22 protein-coding genes are annotated in these 22513 nt (G+C 69.1%); 17 read left to right on the forward strand and 5 right to left on the reverse strand.

Translation table 11 applies throughout. From position 1 onward, the window contains the following. Positions 1-22 precede the first annotated feature (22 nt). From folE to G406_RS0137785, 13 genes are all read left to right on the forward strand, one after another. On the forward strand, positions 23-646 hold the full coding sequence (folE, locus tag G406_RS0137725; protein ID WP_245607360.1) for a GTP cyclohydrolase I FolE: 624 nt from the start codon (positions 23-25) through the stop codon (positions 644-646). Then, positions 643-1539, forward strand: a complete 897-nt coding sequence (gene folP / locus G406_RS0137730) for a dihydropteroate synthase (RefSeq protein WP_084216677.1) — start codon at positions 643-645, stop codon at positions 1537-1539. Before folE ends, folP begins: the two co-directional genes overlap by 4 nt. Then, a complete protein-coding gene (folB, locus tag G406_RS0137735; RefSeq protein ID WP_028937869.1) occupies positions 1536-1898 on the forward strand; it encodes a dihydroneopterin aldolase in 363 nt (120 codons plus the stop codon). The genes folP and folB overlap by 4 nt, the downstream gene beginning before the upstream one ends. Beyond that, complete coding sequence (gene folK, locus G406_RS0137740; RefSeq protein ID WP_028937870.1) at positions 1895-2407, forward strand: 2-amino-4-hydroxy-6-hydroxymethyldihydropteridine diphosphokinase; 513 nt, start codon at positions 1895-1897, stop codon at positions 2405-2407. The genes folB and folK overlap by 4 nt, the downstream gene beginning before the upstream one ends. Continuing rightward, positions 2404-2871 (forward strand): DUF3180 domain-containing protein, encoded by a 468-nt coding sequence (locus G406_RS0137745; RefSeq protein WP_028937871.1) that lies wholly within the window; start codon positions 2404-2406, stop codon positions 2869-2871. Before folK ends, G406_RS0137745 begins: the two co-directional genes overlap by 4 nt. Before the next feature lie 181 nt (positions 2872-3052). Then, complete coding sequence (locus G406_RS52320; RefSeq protein WP_064743153.1) at positions 3053-4570, forward strand: PrsW family intramembrane metalloprotease; 1518 nt, start codon at positions 3053-3055, stop codon at positions 4568-4570. A gap of 689 nt (positions 4571-5259) precedes the next feature. Continuing rightward, complete coding sequence (locus tag G406_RS0137755; protein ID WP_028937872.1) at positions 5260-6174, forward strand: Rossmann-like and DUF2520 domain-containing protein; 915 nt, start codon at positions 5260-5262, stop codon at positions 6172-6174. Next, complete coding sequence (gene panC, locus G406_RS0137760) at positions 6171-7070, forward strand: pantoate--beta-alanine ligase (protein ID WP_028937873.1); 900 nt, start codon at positions 6171-6173, stop codon at positions 7068-7070. The genes G406_RS0137755 and panC overlap by 4 nt, the downstream gene beginning before the upstream one ends. Continuing rightward, a complete protein-coding gene (gene panD / locus G406_RS0137765) occupies positions 7070-7480 on the forward strand; it encodes an aspartate 1-decarboxylase (protein ID WP_028937874.1) in 411 nt (136 codons plus the stop codon). The genes panC and panD overlap by 1 nt, the downstream gene beginning before the upstream one ends. Further along, entirely contained in the window at positions 7480-8337 is an 858-nt protein-coding gene (locus G406_RS0137770) for a type III pantothenate kinase (RefSeq protein WP_028937875.1), read from the forward strand. The genes panD and G406_RS0137770 overlap by 1 nt, the downstream gene beginning before the upstream one ends. 183 nt (positions 8338-8520) lie before the next feature. Further along, positions 8521-9975 carry a lysine--tRNA ligase gene (lysS, locus tag G406_RS0137775; RefSeq protein WP_037080698.1) on the forward strand — a complete coding sequence of 485 codons (1455 nt, stop codon included), beginning with the start codon at positions 8521-8523 and terminating at the stop codon, positions 9973-9975. A gap of 150 nt (positions 9976-10125) precedes the next feature. Continuing rightward, positions 10126-10470 (forward strand): histone-like nucleoid-structuring protein Lsr2, encoded by a 345-nt coding sequence (locus tag G406_RS0137780; protein WP_028937877.1) that lies wholly within the window; start codon positions 10126-10128, stop codon positions 10468-10470. Positions 10471-11076: 606 nt separating this feature from the next. After that, positions 11077-13611: an ATP-dependent Clp protease ATP-binding subunit gene (locus tag G406_RS0137785; protein WP_028937878.1), complete on the forward strand. Its 2535-nt coding sequence runs from the start codon at positions 11077-11079 to the stop codon at positions 13609-13611. Between the two features lie 106 nt (positions 13612-13717). Here the strand turns inward: G406_RS0137785 and G406_RS0137790 are convergent, their stop codons facing one another. Then, a complete protein-coding gene (locus G406_RS0137790) occupies positions 13718-15205 on the reverse strand; it encodes a GAF domain-containing protein (protein WP_037080700.1) in 1488 nt (495 codons plus the stop codon). A gap of 468 nt (positions 15206-15673) precedes the next feature. Between G406_RS0137790 and exaC the strand changes: the two genes are divergently transcribed. From exaC to G406_RS0137805, 3 genes are all read left to right on the forward strand, one after another. Next, complete coding sequence (exaC, locus tag G406_RS0137795) at positions 15674-17197, forward strand: acetaldehyde dehydrogenase ExaC (protein ID WP_028937880.1); 1524 nt, start codon at positions 15674-15676, stop codon at positions 17195-17197. Continuing rightward, the gene (locus G406_RS0137800; protein WP_425414674.1) at positions 17197-17565 is read left to right on the forward strand and encodes a DUF779 domain-containing protein; all 369 of its coding nucleotides are present in this window, start codon (positions 17197-17199) and stop codon (positions 17563-17565) included. Before exaC ends, G406_RS0137800 begins: the two co-directional genes overlap by 1 nt. Before the next feature lie 71 nt (positions 17566-17636). Next, the gene (locus G406_RS0137805; protein WP_028937881.1) at positions 17637-18236 is read left to right on the forward strand and encodes a cysteine hydrolase family protein; all 600 of its coding nucleotides are present in this window, start codon (positions 17637-17639) and stop codon (positions 18234-18236) included. A gap of 60 nt (positions 18237-18296) precedes the next feature. Here the strand turns inward: G406_RS0137805 and G406_RS0137810 are convergent, their stop codons facing one another. After that, the gene (locus G406_RS0137810) at positions 18297-19124 is read right to left on the reverse strand and encodes an SIR2 family NAD-dependent protein deacylase (protein ID WP_084216678.1); all 828 of its coding nucleotides are present in this window, start codon (positions 19122-19124) and stop codon (positions 18297-18299) included. Positions 19125-19132: 8 nt separating this feature from the next. Continuing rightward, positions 19133-19474, reverse strand: coding sequence for an antibiotic biosynthesis monooxygenase family protein (locus G406_RS0137815; protein WP_028937883.1), 342 nt, complete (start codon positions 19472-19474; stop codon positions 19133-19135). Positions 19475-19496: 22 nt separating this feature from the next. On the opposite strand from G406_RS0137815, the gene G406_RS0137820 reads away from it, so the two are divergent. Continuing rightward, a complete protein-coding gene (locus tag G406_RS0137820; protein ID WP_051343267.1) occupies positions 19497-20306 on the forward strand; it encodes an alpha/beta fold hydrolase in 810 nt (269 codons plus the stop codon). Here the strand turns inward: G406_RS0137820 and G406_RS0137825 are convergent. Together G406_RS0137825 and G406_RS0137830 are read right to left on the reverse strand one after the other, a co-directional pair. After that, on the reverse strand, positions 20287-20793 hold the full coding sequence (locus G406_RS0137825; RefSeq protein WP_028937885.1) for a hypothetical protein: 507 nt from the start codon (positions 20791-20793) through the stop codon (positions 20287-20289). The two genes, G406_RS0137820 and G406_RS0137825, sit on opposite strands and share 20 nt — an antisense overlap. A gap of 772 nt (positions 20794-21565) precedes the next feature. Next, positions 21566-22468, reverse strand: a complete 903-nt coding sequence (locus G406_RS0137830; RefSeq protein WP_028937886.1) for a LysR family transcriptional regulator — start codon at positions 22466-22468, stop codon at positions 21566-21568. Between the last annotated feature and the right edge of the window lie 45 nt (positions 22469-22513).

Below are 22513 nucleotides of genomic sequence, written 5' to 3' on the forward strand. Positions count from 1 at the left end.
GCTGGACGGAGCCACATCGATCATGAGCACAACTGAGTCGATCATGCACGCGGTCCCTCCGGAGGAGCCTGCTCGTCGGGGCTTCGACCGGGACCGCGCCGAGGCCGCGGTGCGTGAGCTCCTGCTCGCGGTCGGTGAGGACCCGGACCGGGAAGGTCTCCAGGACACCCCACGCCGGGTGGCGAAGGCGTACGAGGAGATCTTCGGCGGGCTGTACGAGGACCCGGACGCGGTGCTCGCCAAGACGTTCGCCGAGGACCACGACGAGCTGGTCCTGGTGCGTGACATCCCGATCTACAGCACGTGTGAGCACCACCTGGCGCCGTTCCACGGCATGGCGCACGTCGGGTACATCCCGGCGGTGGATGGCAGGGTCACCGGGCTGAGCAAGATCGCCCGGCTGGTCGACCTGTATGCGCGGCGGCCTCAGGTGCAGGAACGGCTGACCGCGCAGGTCGCCGACGCGCTGGTGCGCAAGCTGTCGCCGCGCGGGGTGATCGTGGTGGTCGAGGCCGAGCATCTGTGCATGGCGATGCGCGGTGTGCGTAAACCCGGTTCGCGGACCGTGACGTCCGCGGTGCGGGGCCAGTTCAGGGGCAACGCGGCGTCCCGCGCGGAGGCGCTCGCGCTGATCCACGGCCGGTGACCTCCGCCGGTTCGACACCGCTGGGCCCGCCGCCGGCCGGCCTGCCGAGGCCCGGCAGGTGCGCCCTGGTCGGGATCCTGAACGTCACGCCGGACTCGTTCTCCGACGGCGGCCGCTACCTGGCCGCCGACGGCTCGGTGGACCGGGCGATCGAACACGGCCTGCGGATGGCACGCGACGGCGCCGACCTGGTGGACGTCGGCGGTGAGTCGACCCGCCCCGGTTCGCACCGGGTGCCCGCCGAGGAGGAGTGCCGCCGGGTCCTGCCGGTCATCCGGGGGCTCGCCGAACAGGGCGTGGCCTGCAGCGTCGACACCACCAGGGCCGGTGTGGCGGAGGCGGCGCTCGAAGCGGGAGCGACCGTGGTCAACGACGTGTCCGGCGGCCTGGCCGACCCGGACATGGCGAAGGTCGTTGCGACCGCCGAGGTGCCGTGGATCCTGATGCACTGGCGTGGACACAGCGACCGGATGGCGGATCTCGCGGTCTACACCGACGTCGTGGCGGAGGTCCGGGACGAGCTGCTCGCGCGCGTCGACGCGGCGGTGGCCGCCGGTGTGGATCCGGGCAACCTGGTGATCGACCCCGGGCTGGGGTTCGCCAAGCGGCCGGCGCATGACTGGCCGCTGCTGCAGCGCCTCGACGTGTTGCTCGGCCTCGGCTTTCCCGTACTGGTCGGGGCGTCGCGCAAGAGCTTCCTCGGCCGCCTGCTCGCCGAGCCGGACGGCACGGTGCGGCCCGCACCGGGACGTGAGGTGGCGACCGCGTCCACCTCCGCGCTGGCCGCGGCCGCCGGGGCGTGGGGTGTGCGGGTGCACGACGTGGCGGCGTCGAGCGATGCGATAGCGGTCGGCGAGGCATGGCGGACCGGACTGGCGAAAGGCGGCAGATGACCGACCGGATCGTGCTCACCGGGTTGCGGGTACGCGGCAACCACGGTGTGTTCGGCTACGAGAAGCGCGACGGCCAGGAGTTCGTCGTCGACCTGACGGTCTGGGCGGACCTCTCGGCGGCGGGGCGGTCCGACGAGCTGACCGACACACTCGACTACGGGGCTCTCGCCCAGACCGCGGCGGATGTGATCAGCGGGCCGTCGTTGAACCTGATCGAGGCGGTGGCCGCGCGGATCGCCGAGCGCATCCTGGAGAGCAGGGGGATCGAGCAGGTCGAGGTGACCGTGCACAAACCGTCGGCGCCGATCCCGCTCGACTTCGCCGACGTCGCCGTCTGCATCCGGAGAACCCGGTCATGAGCCGCGCGGTGCTGTCGCTCGGCTCGAACCTGGGGGACCGGGCGGCCTACCTGCGGCTCGCGGTGGCCGGGCTGGCCGCGCAGGCGTCGGTGGTCGCCGTGTCGCCCGTGTACGAGACGGCCCCGTGGGGTGGCGTCGAGCAGGACGACTTCCTCAACGCCATCGTGATCGCCTCCTCGCCCTCGCTCGACGAGTGGGGCTGGCTGCGGCTCGGCCAGCACCTGGAAACCGAGGCGGACCGCGTCCGGGAGGTGCGCTGGGGGCCGCGGACGCTGGACGTCGACGTGGTCACCGTGGACGGCCCGGACGGGCCCGTGTTCAGTTCCGATCCGGAGCTGGTGCTGCCGCACCCGGGGACGGCCGAGCGCAACACGGTTCTGCGGCCCTGGCTGGACATCGAGCCCGACGCGGTACTTCCGGGCACCGGGCCGGTGTCGGCGCTGCTCGCGGCGTTGGGCGAGGACGGGATGCACAGACTGGACGAGCTGAGCCTGGTGGTCGACCGGTGAAAGCGACGTCGTTGCGCGAGCTGCTGCCGGTGTTCGTGGTCGTCGGGCTGACCGTGTACCTGCTGATCAGGCTCACCTACGCGAATCTGCCGCCGCTGCCGACGTTGGCCGGGGTGACCCTGCTGGTGCTCGCGGTGGCCGAGGCGATCCTGGGCTACTACCTGAAGGCGCGGATCGAGCGTAAGCCCGGGACGGAGCCGGTCCAGCCGCTGCAGGCGGCTCGCGCGGTGGCGCTGGCCAAGGCTTCGGCTGTGGCCGGGACCGTGATGGCCGGGGTGTGGGCCGGGGTGCTCGGCTATCTGCTGCCTCGGCTCAGCGACTTGGTGGCCGCCGCCGAGGACGCGCCCGGGGCGTTGGTCGGCCTGATCAGCGCTGTGGCGTTGGTGGCCGCCGCCTTGTACCTGCAGCACTGCTGCCGTACGCCTCTGGACTCGGACGACGAGAACGCGCCACACCGGCGCTGATCCCTCGGGACGACTGTGCACACCCACGTGCTGTGTCGCACATGTCCGGACATGTGCGACACAACACGTGGGTGTGCACAGTGCGCCGGTGGGGTCCGCGGGGTTGGCTGAGAGGTGCGCCCGGCTTGCTGAAGAGGCCGGAGGGGACAAGCGCCCGGTTGTACTAATAGGCTATTCCGCAATGTCGTTCATGCAGCCACCGGCGGGGCCGTTCGGACCGCCCCCGGGACCGCTCGGGGGCGGAGCTCTGACCGCGACCGGTCAGTACCGGCTGCGCGCTCGCCGGCAGCGGCGCGGAGTGCTCGGCACCGTGTTCGGGCTCGTGCTGCTGGGTGTGTGCGGGCTGATGGTGCTCGGCATCATCGCGTTCCAGGTCAGCACGGCGGGTGTCATCGTGGGCACCCTGGGCGCGTTGTTGCCGGTCGGGCCGGTGGTTGCGGCGTTCCTGTGGCTGGACCGGTGGGAGCCGGAGCCGCCCCGGTTGCTGCTCATCGCGTTCCTGTGGGGCGCCTGCTTCGCCACCCTCGCCGCGCTGGTGCTCAACAGCAGCGCCGAGGCCGCGACGGCGGCCGCGATCGGGGACGACAACGCGGGTGCGTTCGGCGCCGTGTTCGTCGCGCCCTGGGTCGAGGAGGCCATGAAGGGCGCGTTCCTGCTGGGGCTCGTGCTGTTCCGCCGACGTGAGTTCGACGGTGTGCTGGACGGCGTCGTCTACGCGGGGCTCGTCGCGGCGGGGTTCGCCTTCACCGAGAACATCCTCTACCTGGGTCAGGCGTTCTCCTCCGGCGCCGCTGACGGTGGCCAGGGCGGCGGGGTGTTCGCGGTGCTGATCATGCGCGGGGTGTTCTCGCCGTTCGCGCATCCACTGTTCACCGCCATGACCGGCATCGGGCTCGGGTTGGCGACCAACGCGCGCAACGCGTTCATTCGCATCGGGGCACCGGTCGGCGGGTATCTGTTCGCGGTGTTCCTGCACGCGCTGTGGAACGCGTCGGCGTCGCTGGGGGACGGCACCGCGCTCGCCGCCGTGTACCTGATGGTCATGTTGCCGATCTTCGTGTTCGTCGTCTTCCTCGTGCTCTACCAGCGTCGACGTGAGCAGCGGATCACCGCGGCCGAGCTGCCGGGCATGGCGGAGGCCGGGTGGATCGCACCCAGTGAGGTTCGGCTGCTGGAGAGCCTGGCCGGACGCAGCGGCTGGCTGCGCGCGGTGCGCCGCCGTTCCGGTGCGAACGTCGCCAAGATGGTCGCCGAGTACCAGGCCGCGGTGACCGAGCTGGCGATCCTGCGGCACCGGATGGCGCGCGGCTCGCTCGGGCCGCACGCGCGCGAGTGGCACGACGAGCTGCTGGAAGACGTGCTGGTCAGTCGGGCTCGTGCGGTCGGGTCGCCGGACGCGCTGCACGCGGCATGGGGACGGCGCACGCCGCCACCTGGCTGGTCACCGCCGCCTCCGGGCCCGGTGGGACCTCGGCACGCCGCGCCGCCGCACGCCGGGCAGCACCGGCCGGCCGACCACCACCTGCGCGGTGCTCCGCCCGCGCCGGGTCAGCGCATGCCACCGGGCCAGGAGCAGCAGTTCCCTCCCCGGCAGGCCCAGACGCCGTACCCGCCCCGCCAGCAGGGCCCACCACCTCAGGGCCGCCCGCCCTACCCCGGCCAGCCACCGGTCCCCCCACCCCGCCAGGGCCCCCAGTAACCACACCCGAGACACGCTGAGATCGCCGCCAGGCAAGACGCTGTGCACCCGACCACGGCGCGGTCGGCCATAGCAAGCCACTCAACCCGGCCCCACCAGCCTGCGAATGGGTTGGCGGAGACATCCGAGCCGGCTGCGGCGATGTCGGCTCCGCGAGTGTTGGAAGGGGCCGGTGTAGGCACTCAAGCCGGCCACGGCGATGTCGGTTCTGCGGGTGTTCGGAGGGGGTCGGCGTAGGTACCCGAGCTGGCGACGGCGAAGTCGGTTCCGCGAGTCTCCGAGGGGGTCGGCGTAGGTACTCAAGTCGGCCATGGCGAGGTCGGTTCCGCGAGTCTCTGAAGGGGTCGGCGAAGGCACCCAAGCCGGCCACGGCAAAGTCGGCTCCGCGAGTCTCCGAAGGAGTTCCGGCGAAGGCCGGCGCACTGAATGTCCGCAACCAAACCGCCCAGCTACCAGGGCGGCTCCCAAGGTGGGCACAAGCGCGCCCCAGCCGAGGAACGAGGCTTGTTTTTCCGGGAGTACCCCCGACGGCGAAGCCGAGGGGGTGGTCACGGAAAAACTCCGCGCGGAACAGGCCCAAGAGACAAGCATCACCCTGGGTGGCGGGTTGTGGGCGGCTGCCTCTAGCGTTCTGCGCACATCGTCTGGTACCCGCCGCGCGGGACTGGAACGACCTCAGGAGCAGATCCATGCACGACGGCACTGACGCCGCTAGAGCCGGTCGACCAGCACGCCTTGCCGTGGGAGTCGTGTCGGCGGGCCGGGTCGGATCCGTACTCGGCGCCGCACTGGCCGCCGCCGAACACCACGTCGTCGCCACCTCCGGGGTCTCCAAGGCGTCGCTCGACCGCGCCGAGTCGCTGTTGCCCGGTGTCCCGCTGCTGCCCCCGGACGACGTGACCCGCCGCGCCGACCTCGTGCTGCTGGCGGTCCCGGACGACGTATTGCCCGGCCTCGTCTCCGGCCTCGCCAACGCCGACTGCTTCCGGCCGGGCCAGATCGTCGTGCACACCTGCGGCGCGCACGGCGTCGGCGTCCTCGAACCTGCGCAGCGGTTCGGCGTACTGCCGCTCGCGCTGCACCCGGTCATGACCTTCACCGGTCGCATCGAGGACGTGCAGCGCCTGGCCAGCTGCTCGGTCGGGGTCACCGCGACCGAGTACGACGACGCCGCCTGGAGCGTCGGCGAAGCCCTGGTGCTGGAGATGGGCGCCGAGCCGGTGCGGGTGCCCGAGCGGGTCCGGCCGCTGTACCACGCGGCGCTCGCGCACGGCGCGAACCACCTGATCACCCTGGTCCGGGACTGTGTCGACGTTCTGGAGCGCGCCGGCGTCCAGCCGGCCGAACGTCTCGTCGCGCCGCTGTTGTCCGCCGCGCTCGACAATGCGCTGCGCCACGGTGACCGCGCGCTGACCGGGCCGGTCGCCAGGGGCGACGTCGGCACGCTGCGAACCCATCTGCGCGAGCTCGCCGAGCACGCGCCCGACGTCGCCGACACCTACCGGGTCCTGGCCGAGCGCACCGCGACCCGGGCCAGTGCCGCCGGCCTGCTGCCCGAACACACCGCGCGCGACGTTTTCACCGCGCTGGAGGAGACCCGATGAGCACCCCCACCTCGACCCGCCCGTACACGGCGGGTCAGCTGACCGTGCACCGCGACCCGGCGAAGCTCACCGAGCTGACCACGACGCTCCGCTCGGCCGGCCGGAAGATCAACTTTGTGCCCACGATGGGTGCGTTGCACGCAGGTCACATCGAGCTCATGCGGCACGCCCGCAGAGCCCCCGGGTCCGGGGTCACCGTCGTGTCGATCTTCGTGAACCCGCTGCAGTTCGGCGCCGGTGAGGACCTGGACAAGTACCCGCGCACGTGGGAGCACGACCTCGACGTGTGCCGCGCCGAAGGCGTCGAGCTGGTGTTCGCCCCGACCGTCGAGCACATGTACCAGCCGGGCGCCGACATCACCGTCGGCGCCGGTGCGCTGGGCGACGAGCTGGAGGGCGCCACCCGGCCGGGGCACTTCCGAGGTGCGCTGACCGTGTGTACGAAGCTGTTCGGCATCGTCCGCCCGCAGCTGGCCTACTTCGGTGAGAAGGACTACCAGCAGCTCGTGCTGATGCGCCGCATGGTCGAGCAGCTGAACCTCGGCGTCCAGATCGTCGGCGTCCCCACGGTGCGTGAACCGGACGGTCTCGCGTTGTCCTCGCGCAACGTCTACCTGGAACCCGACCAGCGCCGCAGCGCCGTCGCGCTGTCCGCGGCGCTGACCGCCGCCAAGCACGCCGGGTCCGGTGGCGCCGAGGCGGCGATGGACGCGGCGAAGCAGGTCCTTGCGACCGAACCGGGCATCCAGGTCGACTACCTCGAGCTGCGCGACCCGGCACTGGGTCCCGCGCCGGAGTACGGCCTGGCCCGGCTGCTGGTCGCGGCCAAGGTCGGCAGGACCCGTCTGATCGACAACATCGGATTGACCCTGGGCACCCCGGCGAGGGAGTACTGATGATCCGCACGATGCTGAAGTCCAAGATCCACCGGGCCACCGTCACCCAGGCCGACCTGCACTACGTCGGTTCGGTGACCGTCGACCAGGACCTGATGGACGCCTCCGACCTGCTGTCCGGCGAACAGGTCACGGTCGTGGACATCACCAACGGCGCGCGCTTGGAGACCTACGTCATCCCCGGTGAGCGGGGCAGTGGGGTCATCGGCATCAACGGCGCGGCCGCGCACCTCGTGCACCCCGGTGACCTGGTCATCCTGATCGCGTACGGCGCCATGGACGACGCCGAGGCCCGGACCTACCAGCCGCGCGTCGTCTTCGTCGACGCGGACAACCGGGTGACCGACCTCGGCGGCGACCCCGGCCACGCCCCCGAGGGCTCCGGCTTGCTCACCAGCTCAGTGCGCTGATGCTGCTCTGCGTCGACGTCGGCAACACCCAGATTTCCCTCGGGCTCTACGCCACCGACGCCGAGCAGTCCGGTAGCGACTCCGAAGACCTGGTTCGCGCGCCGTTGCTGCGTCAGTGGCGTATGCGGACCGACCCCCGGATGACCGCGGACGAGCTCGACGTCGCGTTCAACGGTCTGCTCGGTGACTATGCCGACCATGTCACCGGGATCGCCGCACTGTCCACCGTGCCGCTGCTGCTGCGCGAACTGAGGCTGCTCGCGGAACGAAAGCGGGCGAGCATCCCGGCTGTGATCGTGGAGCCGCGCGTGCGTACCGGTGTCCCGGTGCTGGTCGACAACCCCAAGGAGGTCGGCGCGGACCGGGTGGTCAACACTCTCGCCGCGCACCGCCTGTTCGGGACCGCGTGCGTCGTCGTCGACTTCGGCACCTCGACCAACATCGACGTCGTCTCACCGCGCGGTGAGCTGCTCGGTGCCGCCATCGCACCCGGCATCGAGATCTCGATGGAAGCGCTCACGACCAGGGCCGCGCAGCTGACCACGGTGGAGCTGGCGCGCCCACGATCGGCCATCGGCAAGAACACCGTGGAATGTGTCCAGGCAGGCGTCCTGTTCGGCTTCACCGGCCAGGTGGACGGCCTGGTCCGGCGGATCATCGTGGAACTCGCCTCCGGCGACACCACCGGCTACAAGATCGACCCCGACGAGGTCACCGTGCTGGCGACCGGCGGCCTGGCCCCCCTGATCGTCGACGAATCAGAAACGATCACCCAACACGTAGAGGACCTGACCCTCCTAGGCCTACGCCTGGTCTACCTACGCAACGCACGGCATCCCTCCCGCGTAAAACCCTGAGGCAGCTCGCACAGAGGCTCTCCACGCCGCACAGAGGCCGGAGCCTCTGTGCGGCGTGCGCTCGCTCTGTGCGCGCTAGCCGGGCCATGGGTTAACCGGGTTTTGTGGGCCAGTACCGTTTTGCGGGTGACGAATGATGGACCGCCCAGTGTTGTTGACCCTGAATCCTCGCTGCCTGAGCAGATGCAGGTGCGCCGGGCCAAGCGGACGGCGATGCTCGACGCGGGAGCACAGCCGTACCCGGTAGTTCTGCCGCGCACCCATTCACTCAGTGAGGTGCGTGAGGCCCATCAGGGGCTCGAACCGGACACCAAGACGGGTGACGTGGTCGGGGTGGCGGGGCGCGTGGTTTTCCTGCGCAATACCGGCAAGCTCTGTTTCGCGACGCTCCGCGCCGGTGAAGGTACCGAGCTCCAGGCAATGTTGAGTCTTGCCGGCGTCGGTGAGGACGAGTTGGCCAGATGGAAGTCACAGGTCGATCTGGGTGACCACGTATTCGTGCACGGTGAGGTGATCACCTCACGGCGGGGTGAACTGTCGGTCTTCGCCGATGAATGGGCGATGGCCGCGAAGTCCCTTCGTCCACTACCGGTTGCGCACAAGGAACTGTCCGAAGAGACCAGGGCACGGCAGCGATACGTCGACCTCATCATGCGTCCGCAGGCGCGCGACACCGTACGGATGCGCGCCGAGGTCATGCGTGCGCTTCGTCAGACGCTCTTCACCGACGGATATGTCGAAGTGGAGACGCCCATGTTGCAGCTGTTGCATGGTGGGGCGACGGCGCGGCCTTTTGTTACCCACTCCAACGCACTCGATACTGAACTGTACTTGCGGATCGCGCCCGAGCTCTACCTCAAGCGCGCGGTCGTCGGCGGTATCGAGCGCGTCTTCGAGATCAACCGGAACTTCCGTAACGAGGGCATTGACTCGAGTCACTCGCCCGAGTTCGCGATGCTCGAGGCGTATGAGGCGTACGGCAGCTATGACACGATCGCCGAGCTCACCCAATCGCTTGTCACGTCCTGTGCGCGGGCGGCGTTCGGTTCGACGGTCGTGCGGCACGTCGACGGCACCGAGCACGACCTGGGCGGCAAGTGGCGCGAACTGACCCTCTACCAGGCTGTTTCCGAGGTTCTCGGTACCGAGGTAACCCTGGACACCCCGGCGCCGACGCTGCGTGGCTTTGCCGAAGAGCGTGATGTTCCGCTGAAGGACAACGCTTCCGCCGGTGAGATTGCTCTTGAGCTCTTCGAAAAACTGGTTGAACACACATTGATCGAGCCGACGTTCGTTCGCGATTATCCGGTTGAAGTAAGGCCGCTGACCAGGCAACATCGCGATGAACCCCGGCTCGCCGAAGCATGGGACCTGTTCGTCTTCGGTATGGAGTTGGCAACCGGATACTCCGAACTCGTCGACCCCGTTGTGCAGCGGGAACGGCTGGAAGCGCAGTCCAGACTGGCCGCGGCGGGCGACGAGGAGGCCATGCAGGTCGACGAGGACTTCCTGCGCGCCTTGGAATACGGAATGCCCCCGAGCGGCGGGATGGGAATGGGTATCGACCGGCTGCTGATGACGCTGACCGGTCTCGGTATCCGGGAGACGATCCTTTTTCCGCTGGTCCGCCCGGAATGAGTGAGGTTTAGCTGTCGCGCCTCGACACATCCACGGAATCAGGGCTATTCTGAGTGTCGAGGCTCGCCGGCAGTCCAGGAGAGGTAGTTCCGGACGGGTTGTTCGATTGAGCCTGACTATCACTCAATTATCAGCTGGAGGGCTGCCAAGGTGGCACAGAAGGTCACGGTTTCACTCATTGACGACCTCGATGGCGACAAGGCCGAGGAGACCGTTGAGTTCGGGCTCGACGGCAAGAACTACGAGATCGACCTGTCCTCCAGCAATGCCAGCAAGCTGCGCGATGCACTCGCCGATTTTGTTGCCGCTGCCCGCCGCCCCGGTGGCAGGCGCCGTTCCGGCGGAGCCGCGGTAGCGGCGGCCGCCCGCCGCCCCGCGGTGGACCGCGAGCAGAACCAGGCAATTCGGGACTGGGCGCGCAAGCGCGGCATGAAGGTCTCCGACCGCGGTCGCATTCCGGCGGACGTTCTGGAGAGCTACCACCAGGAAAACTGACCGGCCTTTTCCGCGGAATCGGGTGCGAGGTGTTGTCCCCGCTGACCGTCAAGTGTCTTGGCGTGGGTGGGCGGTATCAACCCCCGGCTGACGCCGGCCTCGCACTGCTAGGGGCTGTCCGGCGTTCGGGGGCGAGGTTTCAGGGTTGACACCACCCACCCACGCCAAGTGCGGGCCAGGATCGCGGGGACGGGGAAGTCCTGCGCGCCCAACCGGCCCCGGCTGCGCCGCGTCCCTCGGGAGCACGGTCGCTCGGGGACGTGCCTGGGTGACTTCGCAGAGCGTGGTGTTGTGTCGCAGACACTGCAGCGTGTGCGACGCGACGCGAACCTCTGCGAGGTGGGCTGGAAGGTCTGCGAGGTGGGCTTGGCGGGGCTCCCGGAGGGAGTTGCGCGTGGGGCCTGCGATGTTCACCACCAGCGTAAGTCGTAGGGTGGTGAGCGGTATACCGGGCGGAATGTGGTCCGGTTGGTTGGTGTTGTAGCAGTTTGAGTGGGTTGAGCACGCGCACATGGCAGCGCCGACCTAGCTTCGGCCGATACAGTGGACATACGGTGCCGGTACGCGGGAGCGGACCGACACAGCTCAGTAGTCAGGGGAGTGCGCATGTTCGAGAGGTTCACCGACCGCGCGAGGCGGGTGGTTGTCCTGGCCCAAGAAGAGGCCAGGATGCTCAACCACAACTACATCGGCACCGAGCACATCCTCTTGGGCTTGATCCACGAGGGTGAGGGCGTCGCCGCGAAGGCGCTGGAGTCTCTGGGCATTGCGCTCGAAGGCGTCCGGCAGCAGGTCGAGGAGATCATCGGCCAGGGCCAGCAGGCGCCGAGCGGCCACATCCCCTTCACGCCACGGGCCAAGAAGGTGCTGGAGCTGTCACTGCGCGAAGCGCTGCAGCTCGGCCACAACTACATCGGCACCGAGCACATCCTGCTCGGCCTGATCCGCGAGGGTGAAGGTGTCGCGGCCCAGGTGCTGGTCAAGCTCGGCGCCGACCTGAACAGGGTCCGCCAGCAGGTCCTCCAGCTGCTGTCCGGTTACCAGGGCAAGGAGCCGGCGGAGGCCAGCGGCGGTCGCGGCGAGGGCACGCCGTCCAGCTCGCTGGTGCTCGACCAGTTCGGTCGCAACCTGACCCAGTCGGCACGTGAGGGCAAGCTCGACCCGGTCATCGGCCGGGAGAAGGAAATCGAGCGGGTCATGCAGGTGCTGTCCCGGCGCACCAAGAACAACCCGGTGCTGATCGGCGAGCCCGGTGTCGGTAAGACCGCGGTCGTCGAGGGCCTTGCCTCCATGGTCGTCAAGGGCGAGGTGCCCGAGACGCTGAAGGACAAGCAGCTCTACACGCTCGACCTCGGTTCGCTGGTCGCCGGTTCCCGCTATCGCGGTGACTTCGAGGAGCGCCTCAAGAAGGTGCTCAAGGAGATTCGCACCCGCGGCGACATCATCCTGTTCATCGACGAGATCCACACCCTGGTGGGTGCGGGTGCCGCCGAGGGCGCGATCGACGCGGCGTCCATCCTGAAGCCGATGCTGGCTCGCGGTGAGCTGCAGACGATCGGTGCCACCACGCTCGACGAGTACCGCAAGTACGTCGAGAAGGACCCGGCTCTGGAGCGTCGTTTCCAGCCGATCCAGGTGGGCGAGCCGAGCGTCACGCACACCATCGAGATCCTCAAGGGTCTGCGCGACCGCTACGAGGCGCACCACCGGGTCACGATCACCGACCCGGCGCTGGTCGCGGCGGCGACGCTGGCCGACCGCTACATCAACGACCGCTACTTGCCGGACAAGGCGATCGACCTGATCGACGAGGCCGGCGCGCGTATGCGCATCCGCCGCATGACCGCACCGCCGGACCTGCGGGAGTTCGACGAGAAGATCGCCAACGTCCGTCGGGACAAAGAGTCGGCGATCGACGCGCAGGACTTCGAGCGGGCCGCGCACCTGCGTGACTCGGAGAAGCAGCTGCTCGCGCAGAAGTCGGAGCGGGAGAAGCAGTGGAAGTCCGGTGACCTGGATGTGGTCGCCGAGGTCGACGACGAGCAGATCGCCGAGGTTCTGGCGAACTGGACCGGTATCCCGGTCTTCAAGTTGACCGAGGAGGAGACCACCCGGCTGCTGCGCATGGAGGACGAGCTCCACAAGCGCATCATCGGCCAGGAAGAGGCGGTCAAGGCCGTCTCGCAGGCGATCCGCCGTACCCGCGCCGGTCTGAAGGACCCGAAGCGCCCGTCCGGCTCGTTCATCTTCGCCGGCCCGTCCGGTGTCGGTAAGACCGAGCTGTCCAAGGCGCTGGCGAACTTCCTGTTCGGCGAGGACGACGCGCTCATCCAGATCGACATGGGTGAGTTCCACGACCGTTACACCGCGTCGCGGCTGTTCGGTGCTCCTCCCGGCTACGTCGGCTACGAAGAGGGCGGGCAGCTCACCGAGAAGGTGCGCCGCAAGCCGTTCTCCGTGGTGCTGTTCGACGAGATCGAGAAGGCCCACCAGGAGATCTACAACACGCTCCTGCAGGTGCTGGAGGACGGTCGCCTGACCGACGGTCAGGGCCGCACGGTGGACTTCAAGAACACCGTGATCATCTTCACGTCGAACCTCGGTACCCAGGACATCTCCAAGGCCGTCGGCCTCGGGTTCGTCCAGGGCAACGACACCGGCTCGAACTACGAGCGGATGAAGACCAAGGTCAACGACGAGCTGAAGAAGCATTTCCGGCCGGAGTTCCTGAACCGCATCGACGACATCGTGGTGTTCCACCAGCTCACCCAGGACCAGATCGTGTCCATGGTGGACCTGATGGTCACCAGGGTCGAGGGTCAGCTGCGGAACAAGGACATGGCGATCGAGCTCACCCCGAACGCGCGCTTGCTGCTGGCACGCCGCGGGTTCGACCCGGTGCTGGGTGCGCGGCCGCTGCGTCGCACCATCCAGCGCGAGATCGAGGACCAGCTGTCGGAGAAGATCCTGTTCGGCGAGATCGAGCCGGGTCAGATCGTTCTCATCGACGTCGAGGGCTTCGACCCGGAGGACACGACGACGAACGGGGCCGACAAGGCCAAGTTCACCTTCAAGGGTCAGCCGAAGCCCGCGGTGAACGTGCCCGACGCGGTGCCCGCCGGTCTGTCCGAAGAGAAGTAACCAGCCAGGCGAACACGAGCCGGCCCGGACCAGCGATGGTCCGGGCCGGCTTCGCTGTGTACGGACACTCGTGAGTGTTGAGTATGGCTATGGCCATACTCAACACTCACGAGGTCAGGCGGTCGGCGCGCGCGGTGATCGTGGCGTGGCGGGGGTCGGACAATGGGAGCGACGCGGCCAGGCGCTCGGCCAGCTCCAGGTCGTCGGCTCCGGTGTCGGTCTCGGCGACCAGCCACATCGCCTCGGCGTCGCCGGAGTCCAGCACAGCCCGCCGTATCGTGGCGGCGAGCAGCTCGCGTTCCTCCGTCACAGCGGGTGCTTCCGAGCCGGGACGCAGCTCACCCCGGTAGCGGCTCGCGGCCGAGCGGACCTCACCGGCCAGCAGCTCGCTCCTGACCTGCAGCCAGTCGGCGGTCAGGTCGGCCTGCAGCCGGTACGGGCTGGAACGGACCACCGCCGCGCCGAGCTGAGCGCGCAGCCGGTGGACCTCGGCGCGCGCGGTCACCGGGTTGCCCCGTTCGCCGTAGACGCCGGTCGCCAGCTGCTCGGCACTCACCCCGTCCGGGTGCAGCGCGAGCAGGGTGAGCATGTCGGCGTGGCGCTGCGTGAGACGTATCCGTCGTCCGTTCAGCTCGGCGATCGGAGCGTGGCCGAGGAACCGCAGCTCCAGGTGCGCCGCCGCTGTCGTCACCAGCGGGGTTCTGCGTCGTCCCGAACGCAGCAGGTAGCCCTCGCCCAGCTCCTCCAGTACCGCGACCTGCCCGTTCGGCAGTGTCACCGTGCCGTTCTCACCGGGGAGCTCGAGTCGCGGCGTCGGCAGCCAGTTGTGCGGTTCGCTCGCCAGCACGCGCCCCGACCTGGTGACCAGCGCGCCGTACTCGCCACCCAGGGCGGCGAGCTGAGGTGCGCAGCGGGTGCGCAGCAACTCGTCCCTCGCCGCCATCCGCGCCCGCAGCTGCCCTTCGGCAAGCCTTGCCGCCGCCTTGACCAGCGCCATCGTCGAGGGGTGGAAGCTGTGCACCGGACCGGTCACGTCGACCACGCCGATGATCCGCCCGGTGTCCGGATCGTGCACCGGGCAGGCCGCGCACGTCCATACCGAGTAGGCGCGCACGAGGTGCTCCGCCGAATGGATCTGCACCGCGAGGTTCTCGGCGAGCGCGGTGCCCATCGCGTTGGTGCCCATCGCATCTTCGGACCAGCGGGTGCCCTCGATCAGCCCGACCTTGTCCGCCGTGGTCAGCACGCCGCTCTGGCCTTCGCGCCACAGGATGTGGCCGTGCTCGTCGGTCACCACCATCATGTGCAGCGCCTCGTCGGCGGTGGCCACGAGGGTCTCGCGCAACAGCGGCAGCGTCTCCGCGAGCGGATGCTCCGCACGCAGGTCGGCCACGTCCCGGCTGTCGAACACCGCGGGCGGCCCGGCGCCGCGCTCCGGATCCACCCGAGCGGCGAGACTGCGCCGCCACGACTCGGACACGACGGGCCGCGGCTGCTGCGGCACCGGCGCACCACTGAGCACCGCGTCCCGAATCCGGGCGAGCAGCTGCGCCCGAGCAACCGGATCCGCGGCCGACGTCGTTGACAGGCCCATGCACGTCCCTCCCGGCGGCCCCAAAGACCGAGCCGAGTACCCCCACCATTCTGCGTGCGACATGTGACCGCGGCAACTGTCTCGTTCTTTTGGGCCTGTTTCGCGCGGAGTTTTTCTGTGACCACCCCCTCGCTTCGCTTCGCTTCGGGGGTACTCCCAGAAAAACAAGCCGACTTCGTCGGCCGAGCGCGCGCTTGTTGTCACCCTGGGAGCCGCCGTCCGGCTGGGGAGCCTGGTTGCGGACACTCACTACGCCGGCCTTCGCCGGAACTCCTTCGGAGACTCGCGGAGCCGGCTCAGCCGTGGTCCCGTCTGCCCACACCCGCGAGTCGGGCGTCTCAGCACCGCGAGTCGGGAATTTGGGACCCGCGAGTCGGGCGTCTTGGCTTCAAGTGCAACGCAGTTGCAACCCCGCTGTGCCTAGCGTCACAGAGGACGTCAGAGGTTCGCGAATGTGAGAGGACGGCCATGGCCAAGTACGCGGCTCCTGGGCAGCCGGACAGTGTTGTTTCGTTCAAGCCCCGCTACGACCACTTCATCGGTGGGGACTACGTGGCCCCGGTGAAGGGCCAGTACTTCGAGAACCCGACGCCGGTCACCGGCCAGACGTTCACCGAGGTGGCGCGCGGGACGTCCGAGGACATCGAGGCGGCGCTGGACGCCGCCGAGGGCGCGGCGCCGGCGTGGGGCAAGACGTCGGTCGGCGAGCGCGGCAACATCCTCAACAAGATGGCCGACCGTATCGAGGCGAACCTCGAGAAGATCGCCATCGCGGAGAGCTGGGAGAACGGCAAGGCCTGCCGGGAGACCCTCGCCGCCGACATTCCCCTGGCGATCGACCACCTGCGGTACTTCGCTGGTGCGATCCGCGCGCAGGAGGGTGGTATCTCGCAGATCGACGAGGACACCATCGCCTACCACTTCCACGAGCCGCTCGGTGTGGTCGGTCAGATCATCCCGTGGAACTTCCCGATCCTGATGGCGATCTGGAAGCTCGCGCCCGCCCTGGCAGCGGGCAACGCGGTCGTGCTCAAGCCCGCCGAGCAGACCCCGGCATCGATTCACGTGCTGCTCGAGACCGTCGCGGACCTGCTCCCGCCGGGCGTGCTGAACATCGTCAACGGGTTCGGTGTCGAGGCGGGCAAACCGCTGGCCTCGAACAAGCGCATCCGCAAGATCGCGTTCACCGGTGAGACCACGACCGGCCGGCTGATCATGCAGTACGCGTCGGAGAACCTCATCCCGGTCACCCTGGAGCTCGGCGGCAAGAGCCCGAACATCTTCTTCGACGACGTCGCCAGCAAGCAGGACGCCTTCTACGACAAGGCACTCGAAGGCTTTGCGATGTTCGCGCTGAACCAGGGCGAGGTGTGCACCTGTCCGTCGCGTGCGCTCATCCAGGGCGGCATGTACGACGACTTCCTCGGCCAGTCGGTCAAGCGCACCGAGCAGATCAAGCAGGGCGACCCGCTGGACACCGAGACGATGATCGGCGCTCAGGCGTCCAACGACCAGTACGAGAAGATCCTGTCCTACATCGACATCGGTCGTCAGGAGGGCGCGAAGATCCTGACCGGTGGTGAGAAGGCCGACCTCGGTGGCGACCTGTCCGGCGGCTACTACATCCAGCCGACGATCTTCGAGGGCAACAACTCGATGCGCATCTTCCAGGAGGAGATCTTCGGGCCGGTCGTGTCGGTGGCCAAGTTCTCCGACTACGACGACGCGATCAAGACCGCGAACGACACGCTGTACGGCCTCGGCGCCGGCGTGTGGTCCCGGGACGGCAACACCGCGTACCGGGCCGGCCGCGACATCCAGGCAGGCCGGGTGTGGGTGAACAACTACCACGCCTACCCCGCGCACGCCGCGTTCGGCGGGTACAAGCAGTCCGGCGTCGGCCGGGAGAACCACAAGATGATGCTCGACCACTACCAGCAGACGAAGAACATGCTGGTCAGCTACTCGCAGAACGCTCAGGGATTCTTCTGATGGAACGGGTCGCGTTGACCCCGGCCGCCGCAGAGCTGCTGGTGAAGCTGACCGAGATCCACGGTCCGCTGATGTTCCACCAGTCCGGCGGGTGCTGCGACGGCAGTGCGCCGATGTGTTACCCGGACGGCGATTTCAAGATCGGCGGCTCGGATGTGCACCTCGGTGACCTGACCGTCGAGGGGTTGGCGCCGATCGGGTTCTACATGTCGGGTTCGCAGTACGAGTACTGGAAACACACCCACCTGACGGTGGATGTGGTGAAGGGCAGAGGCAGTGGATTCTCGGTGGAGGCACCGGAAGGGGTGCGTTTCCTGATCCGGTCCCGGTTGTTCACCGACGAAGAGTCAGCCGTCCTGAACGGCTGAACGACCCGTGAGTGTTTTCGGTTGCTCTGGCAGCCGAAAACACTCACGGGTCCTGACCTGGAGGTATCTCTGTGGCTGAATCCACGACGCTGCGCGCGCTGAGCGGTCTGCCCGCCGAGCCCGCCCGGCTTGCCGATTCCACCCTGATCATGATCGACGCCCAGAACACCTACACGCGCGGCGTGATGGAACTGGACGGTGTGCAGGCCGCACTCGACGAGGCGGAGGTCCTGCTGGACCGGGCCCGTTCGGCGGGCATCCCGGTCATCCACATCCAGCACGACTCCGGCGAGGGTTCGCCCTACGACGTCCGGGACGAGATCGGCGCGATCGTCGACCGGGTCGCGCCCCGCGACGGCGAGCTGGTGATCGTCAAGAACTTCCCGAACTCGTTCGTGCAGACCGAGCTCGACGAGCGGCTCAAGACGAGTGCCGCGCAGAACCTCGTGCTGGCCGGCTTCATGACGCACATGTGCGTGAACTCCACCGCGCGCGGGGCGTTCAACCTCGGCTACGCCCCGACCGTGGTGGCGTCGGCGACGGCGACCCGTTCCCTGCCCGGCCCCGCCGACCAGCAGGTCCCAGCGGCAGCACTCCAGTCGGCAAGCCTCGCGGCGGTGGCAGACCTGTTCGCGGTAGTGGTCCCGGACAGCAAATCCATCCCCGACTAACCCTCCAACGGCACGAATGTGGCTTTAGGGACGTTGAACGTCCCTGAAGCCACATTCGTGTCATCGGGGAGGGGGCACGAGGGTGGCCAGCGTGGTGAGAGTTGGCTGTGCGGCCGCGGGGAGGCTGATGCCTCTGCCGTGGCGGATGGTCGGTTCCCTCGTGTTGATCCGGATCAGGGCGCCGGAGCCGGCGGTGGCCAGCTCCGCGTGCCTTCGGACCGTGGGGACCGCCGTACCGGCACCGATCTCGATCACGACCAGGCGGGCGCCGTCCGACCGCAGCTCGCGCAGCCAGCGGACCTGCTCCCTGGCGCGCGACTCGGTGCGCCGAGGCAGCCAGTCACGATCACCGAACATCAGGATGTTGGGCCGCGCCAGACCACCGCACTCCGGACAGCTCGGCAGCGGGCGCAGCGCGCGCATGGTCTGCTCGTCGATCCGCACCTCGACGTCGTCAGCCGGCCAGATCCCGTCGTGGCAGCCGGCGAGGCACTGCAGATGGTGGATCGAACCGTGGCACTCCACCACGTACTCGTCGGCGAACCCGGCGCACTGGAACTGGCCGTCGACGTTCGACGTGAACACTCGCGCGGGCCGCTGCGCCGTCGCCCACTCCAGCAACACCCCGAAACCGGCGTGCGGCACCGTCTCCCGGTACAGCGACAGCCGATGCCCGTAGAAACCCCAGGCCAGCTCCGGGTCGTCGACGAAGTGCACCGGGTCGGCGAGCTCCTCGAACGCCAGCCCGAGCCGCTCGTACGGCGGATAGGCACGCCAGAAGCCCTCGGTGCCACGGAAATCCGGCAGCCCCGAGTCGACCCCGATGCCGGCGCCCGCGCAGTAGAGCAGCGCGTCCGCGCCGTCGATCAGCTCAGCCGCGCGGGCCAGCTGCGCGTCTACTCGCCGGCCTTGGAGAACTGGACGACCTCGAACTCCAGCAGCGAGGCACCGGTCGACACCGGGCCCTGCCCGTGTCCGTGACCCTCACCGATCGGACGGCCACGCTCACCGGAGTGGGCCTCCAGCGCCGGGCCGTCGCGCCACGCCTGGAACGACTCCTCGTCCTCCCAGTGGGTCAGCACGAAGTAACGGTCGTCGCCGGACACCGGGCGCAGCAGCTCGAACGAGATGAACCCCGGCTGACCATCGACGGCGTGCAGCCGGTTGGCGAACCGCCGCTCGAGTTCCGGACCCGCGCCCTCGGGCACCTGAATTGCGTTGATCTTGACTACGGCCATGCCGCTAGGCTACGCAAACCTGATGCGCGATGTGGTCACGGTGTCGGACGGATCTCGGATCGCCCTGCGCGGCTACGGCGCGACCGACGGCGCCCCCGATCGCACGATCCTGCTCCTGCACGGGCTGATGGGCCGCGCCTCCACCTGGTACCGCACCGCGCGGTGGCTCGCCGACCACGGCACGGTCTACGCGATCGACGCCAGGGGACACGGCGACTCGGCCGCCTCGACGCCCGGGCCGTGGCCGACGGAACGTTTCGTCGCCGACGTCGTCGAGGTACTGGAATACCTCGGCCCCGCCGTCCTGATCGGACACTCCATGGGCGGCCTGCACGCCTGGGAGACCGCGGCCGCACGCCCCGACCTGGTCGACGCCCTCGTGGTCGAGGACATGGCCCCCGACCACCGAGGCCGAACCGCCGCGCCATGGGTCGCCTGGTTCGACGCGATGCCCGAGACGTTCGACTCGCTGGCGGCCGTGCGCGACGCATTCGGCTGGCCGAGACCCACCGTCGGCGACTACCTCGCCGAATGCGTCCGGGAAGGCCCCGACGGATACCGCCTACTCACCCCGCACGCGCTGGCCGCCGCGATCGCCGGTGAATGGGGCGAACGCGACTTCTGGACAGGTGTCGCCGCCGTCCGCTGCCCCACCCTGCTGCTGCAGGCCGAGGACACCGCGATCGCGTCCGAACAGATGACCGACATGGCCCGCCTGATCCCGCAAGCGCGGCACGTGAAGGTCCCTGGCACCGGGCACCTCCTCCACGACGACGCCCCCGACCGCTACCGAGAACTGGTGACCGAGTTCCTCACCGGATCAACGCGGTGACCGCCCCGGTTCGCGTATCGGTGATCCCGATCGACGCGATCTTCGCCCGGATCGGCGACACCTCACCCAGCGCCGCGAGCGCGTCCGGCAACGCGGCCACCTCGAGCTCGCGGCTGAGCGCGCAGTACGGCAGCCACGACCCCGGCAGATACCGAGCGGTCGGCTCCCGCACCCGCTTCGCCAACGCGTCGTGCACATCGACGTGCGCGGCGAGCAACTCCGTGTCGGTCACCGCCGCAAGCACGAGCCTCGGCTCATCCGTCAAGATCGTCCCCAGCACGGCGAGCCACAGCTCCGGCAACACCAGCCGCCCGAGATCCTCGCCCAGCTGCCCACGCACCTTCGCCGGGATCGCCGCACCCCTGGCGAACCGCACCGACGGCGCCGCCGACGGCACCGGAACCCCCTGCAACGCCAACCGCGCACGCAGCTCCATCACCTGCCCCGCCGAGCCGGAATCCAGGAAGAAGTCCAGGGCCTCGGCCACAGCGCACCCTCCCGATCGCGGCTGCGCACACCGTATCGCCACTCAGACGGACGCAGCGCCCCGCCAGTACTAGCCGTATTGCTTCCAATGTGGTCGGATGTGCGGTGGGGCCGGTGGCGCCAATCCCCCAGGCCGCCACCGGTCCCGTCTTTCTGCCTTTTCTCGCGCGGTCCAGGCGGCTCGGCTAACGGCTCGCTGCCTGGGGTTTTTTCCTCGCGGACCCCCTTCGGGGGCCCACTCGGAAAAATGTCGCCTTCGGCGACGCGCGCGCTTCGTGCCCCGGCCTGGGAGCCGCCTTTTCTGCACTACCCGCCTTCGGCCCGCCTTGCGGGGCCCACCGGTGACACGTGCGTCGCCTCATTCGCGGTGCGGGGTGAGGTGGCTGGCTTCGGCGGGTGGGTGAACAAGCCGCGTCCCCGGCAGGTCAGGGGGTGACTGGGCACCTCGCAGACCTTCGTGTCGCGTCGCAGACACTGCAGCATCTGCGACGCAACGTGAGCCTCTGCGAGGTGTAACCGATGAGGCTGGTGCGGCTGGAGGGACCGTGGTCGAGGCGCAGCCGTGGCCGCACCGGGGCGCCGCAGACCACCCCGTTCCCCGCGATCCTGGCCTGCACTTGGCGTGGGCGGGCGGTGTCAACCCGGAACCCTCGCCCCTGAACGCGTGCAACCAGGAGCGGGGGCGAGGCCGGCGTCAGCCGGGGGTTGATACCGCCCGCCCACGCCAAGACACTGACCGGCCAGCGGGGACGAACACTGCACCCTCCGGAAACTCAGCCAGAGCCCCGAGACGCGATAGCGAGCAATGCACCCGCCGCCCCACCAGCAGGCGGTGAACCCAGCCAGACGGCCCGCAACGACCGCCGCAGACCCACCCCACGAATCGGCACCCGCACAAGGGACCCGTCGGCGACCTCAGCGCGGACCGCCAACGAGCTCACCACCGAAGCGCCCAGCCCCGAGGCGACGGCGTTCTTGATCGCCGTGGTCGAGGACAGCTCGAGCGACGGCTCAGGAATCCCGTGCTCACGCAGCGCGTGAGCGAGGAACGTACGAGTGCCCGAGCCGGACTCACGACTGATCAACCCGGTCCGGGCGAGCAGCTCCGGACGCACCGCGCGCCGCCGAGCCCACGGGTGGGTCGGCGAGACCACCAGCGCAAGCTCGTCACGCGCCACCGTCCGCCCGGACAGGCCGGCGGGAAGCTCCGGCCCCTCGACGAACCCCAGCTCGGCGCCACCCGCCCGGATGGTCTCGGCCGTGTCGGCGCTGTTGTCCGAGATCAACGACACGGAAATCCCCGGATCCGAATCGCGCAGCGTCACCAGCCAGCCGGGCAGCAGGTACTCCGCGATCGTGGTGCTCGCCGCCACCCGCAGCCTGCTCCGGCGCTGCGCGGCCAGCGTGGCGAGCCCCTGCTCCAGCCGGCTCGCCGCCTCGAGCGCCGGACGAGCCCAGTCGAGCGCGAGCACGCCACTGGGGGTGAGCCGGGCGCCCTGGGCGTCCCGGACGAGCAGCGACGTACCCAACGCCGTCTCCAACCGGCGGACACGGGCGCTCACCGCGGGCTGGGAGATGCCGTGTTCCCGACCGGCCGCACTCAGGCTGCCGCTCGTCGCTATCGTTCTGAGCAGGTCGAACGTCTCCAGATCGGACGCCAGCCGCCGCAAGGCCATAACCAAAGGTTAGAGCGAGCCCACCAACTCGGGCTACCGGAATCC

Origin of the sequence: Actinospineispora spinosispora DSM 44797 (assembly GCF_000429025.1) — a bacterium.
In the GTDB taxonomy this organism is placed as follows: Bacteria; Actinomycetota; Actinomycetes; order Mycobacteriales; family Pseudonocardiaceae; genus Pseudonocardia; species Pseudonocardia spinosispora.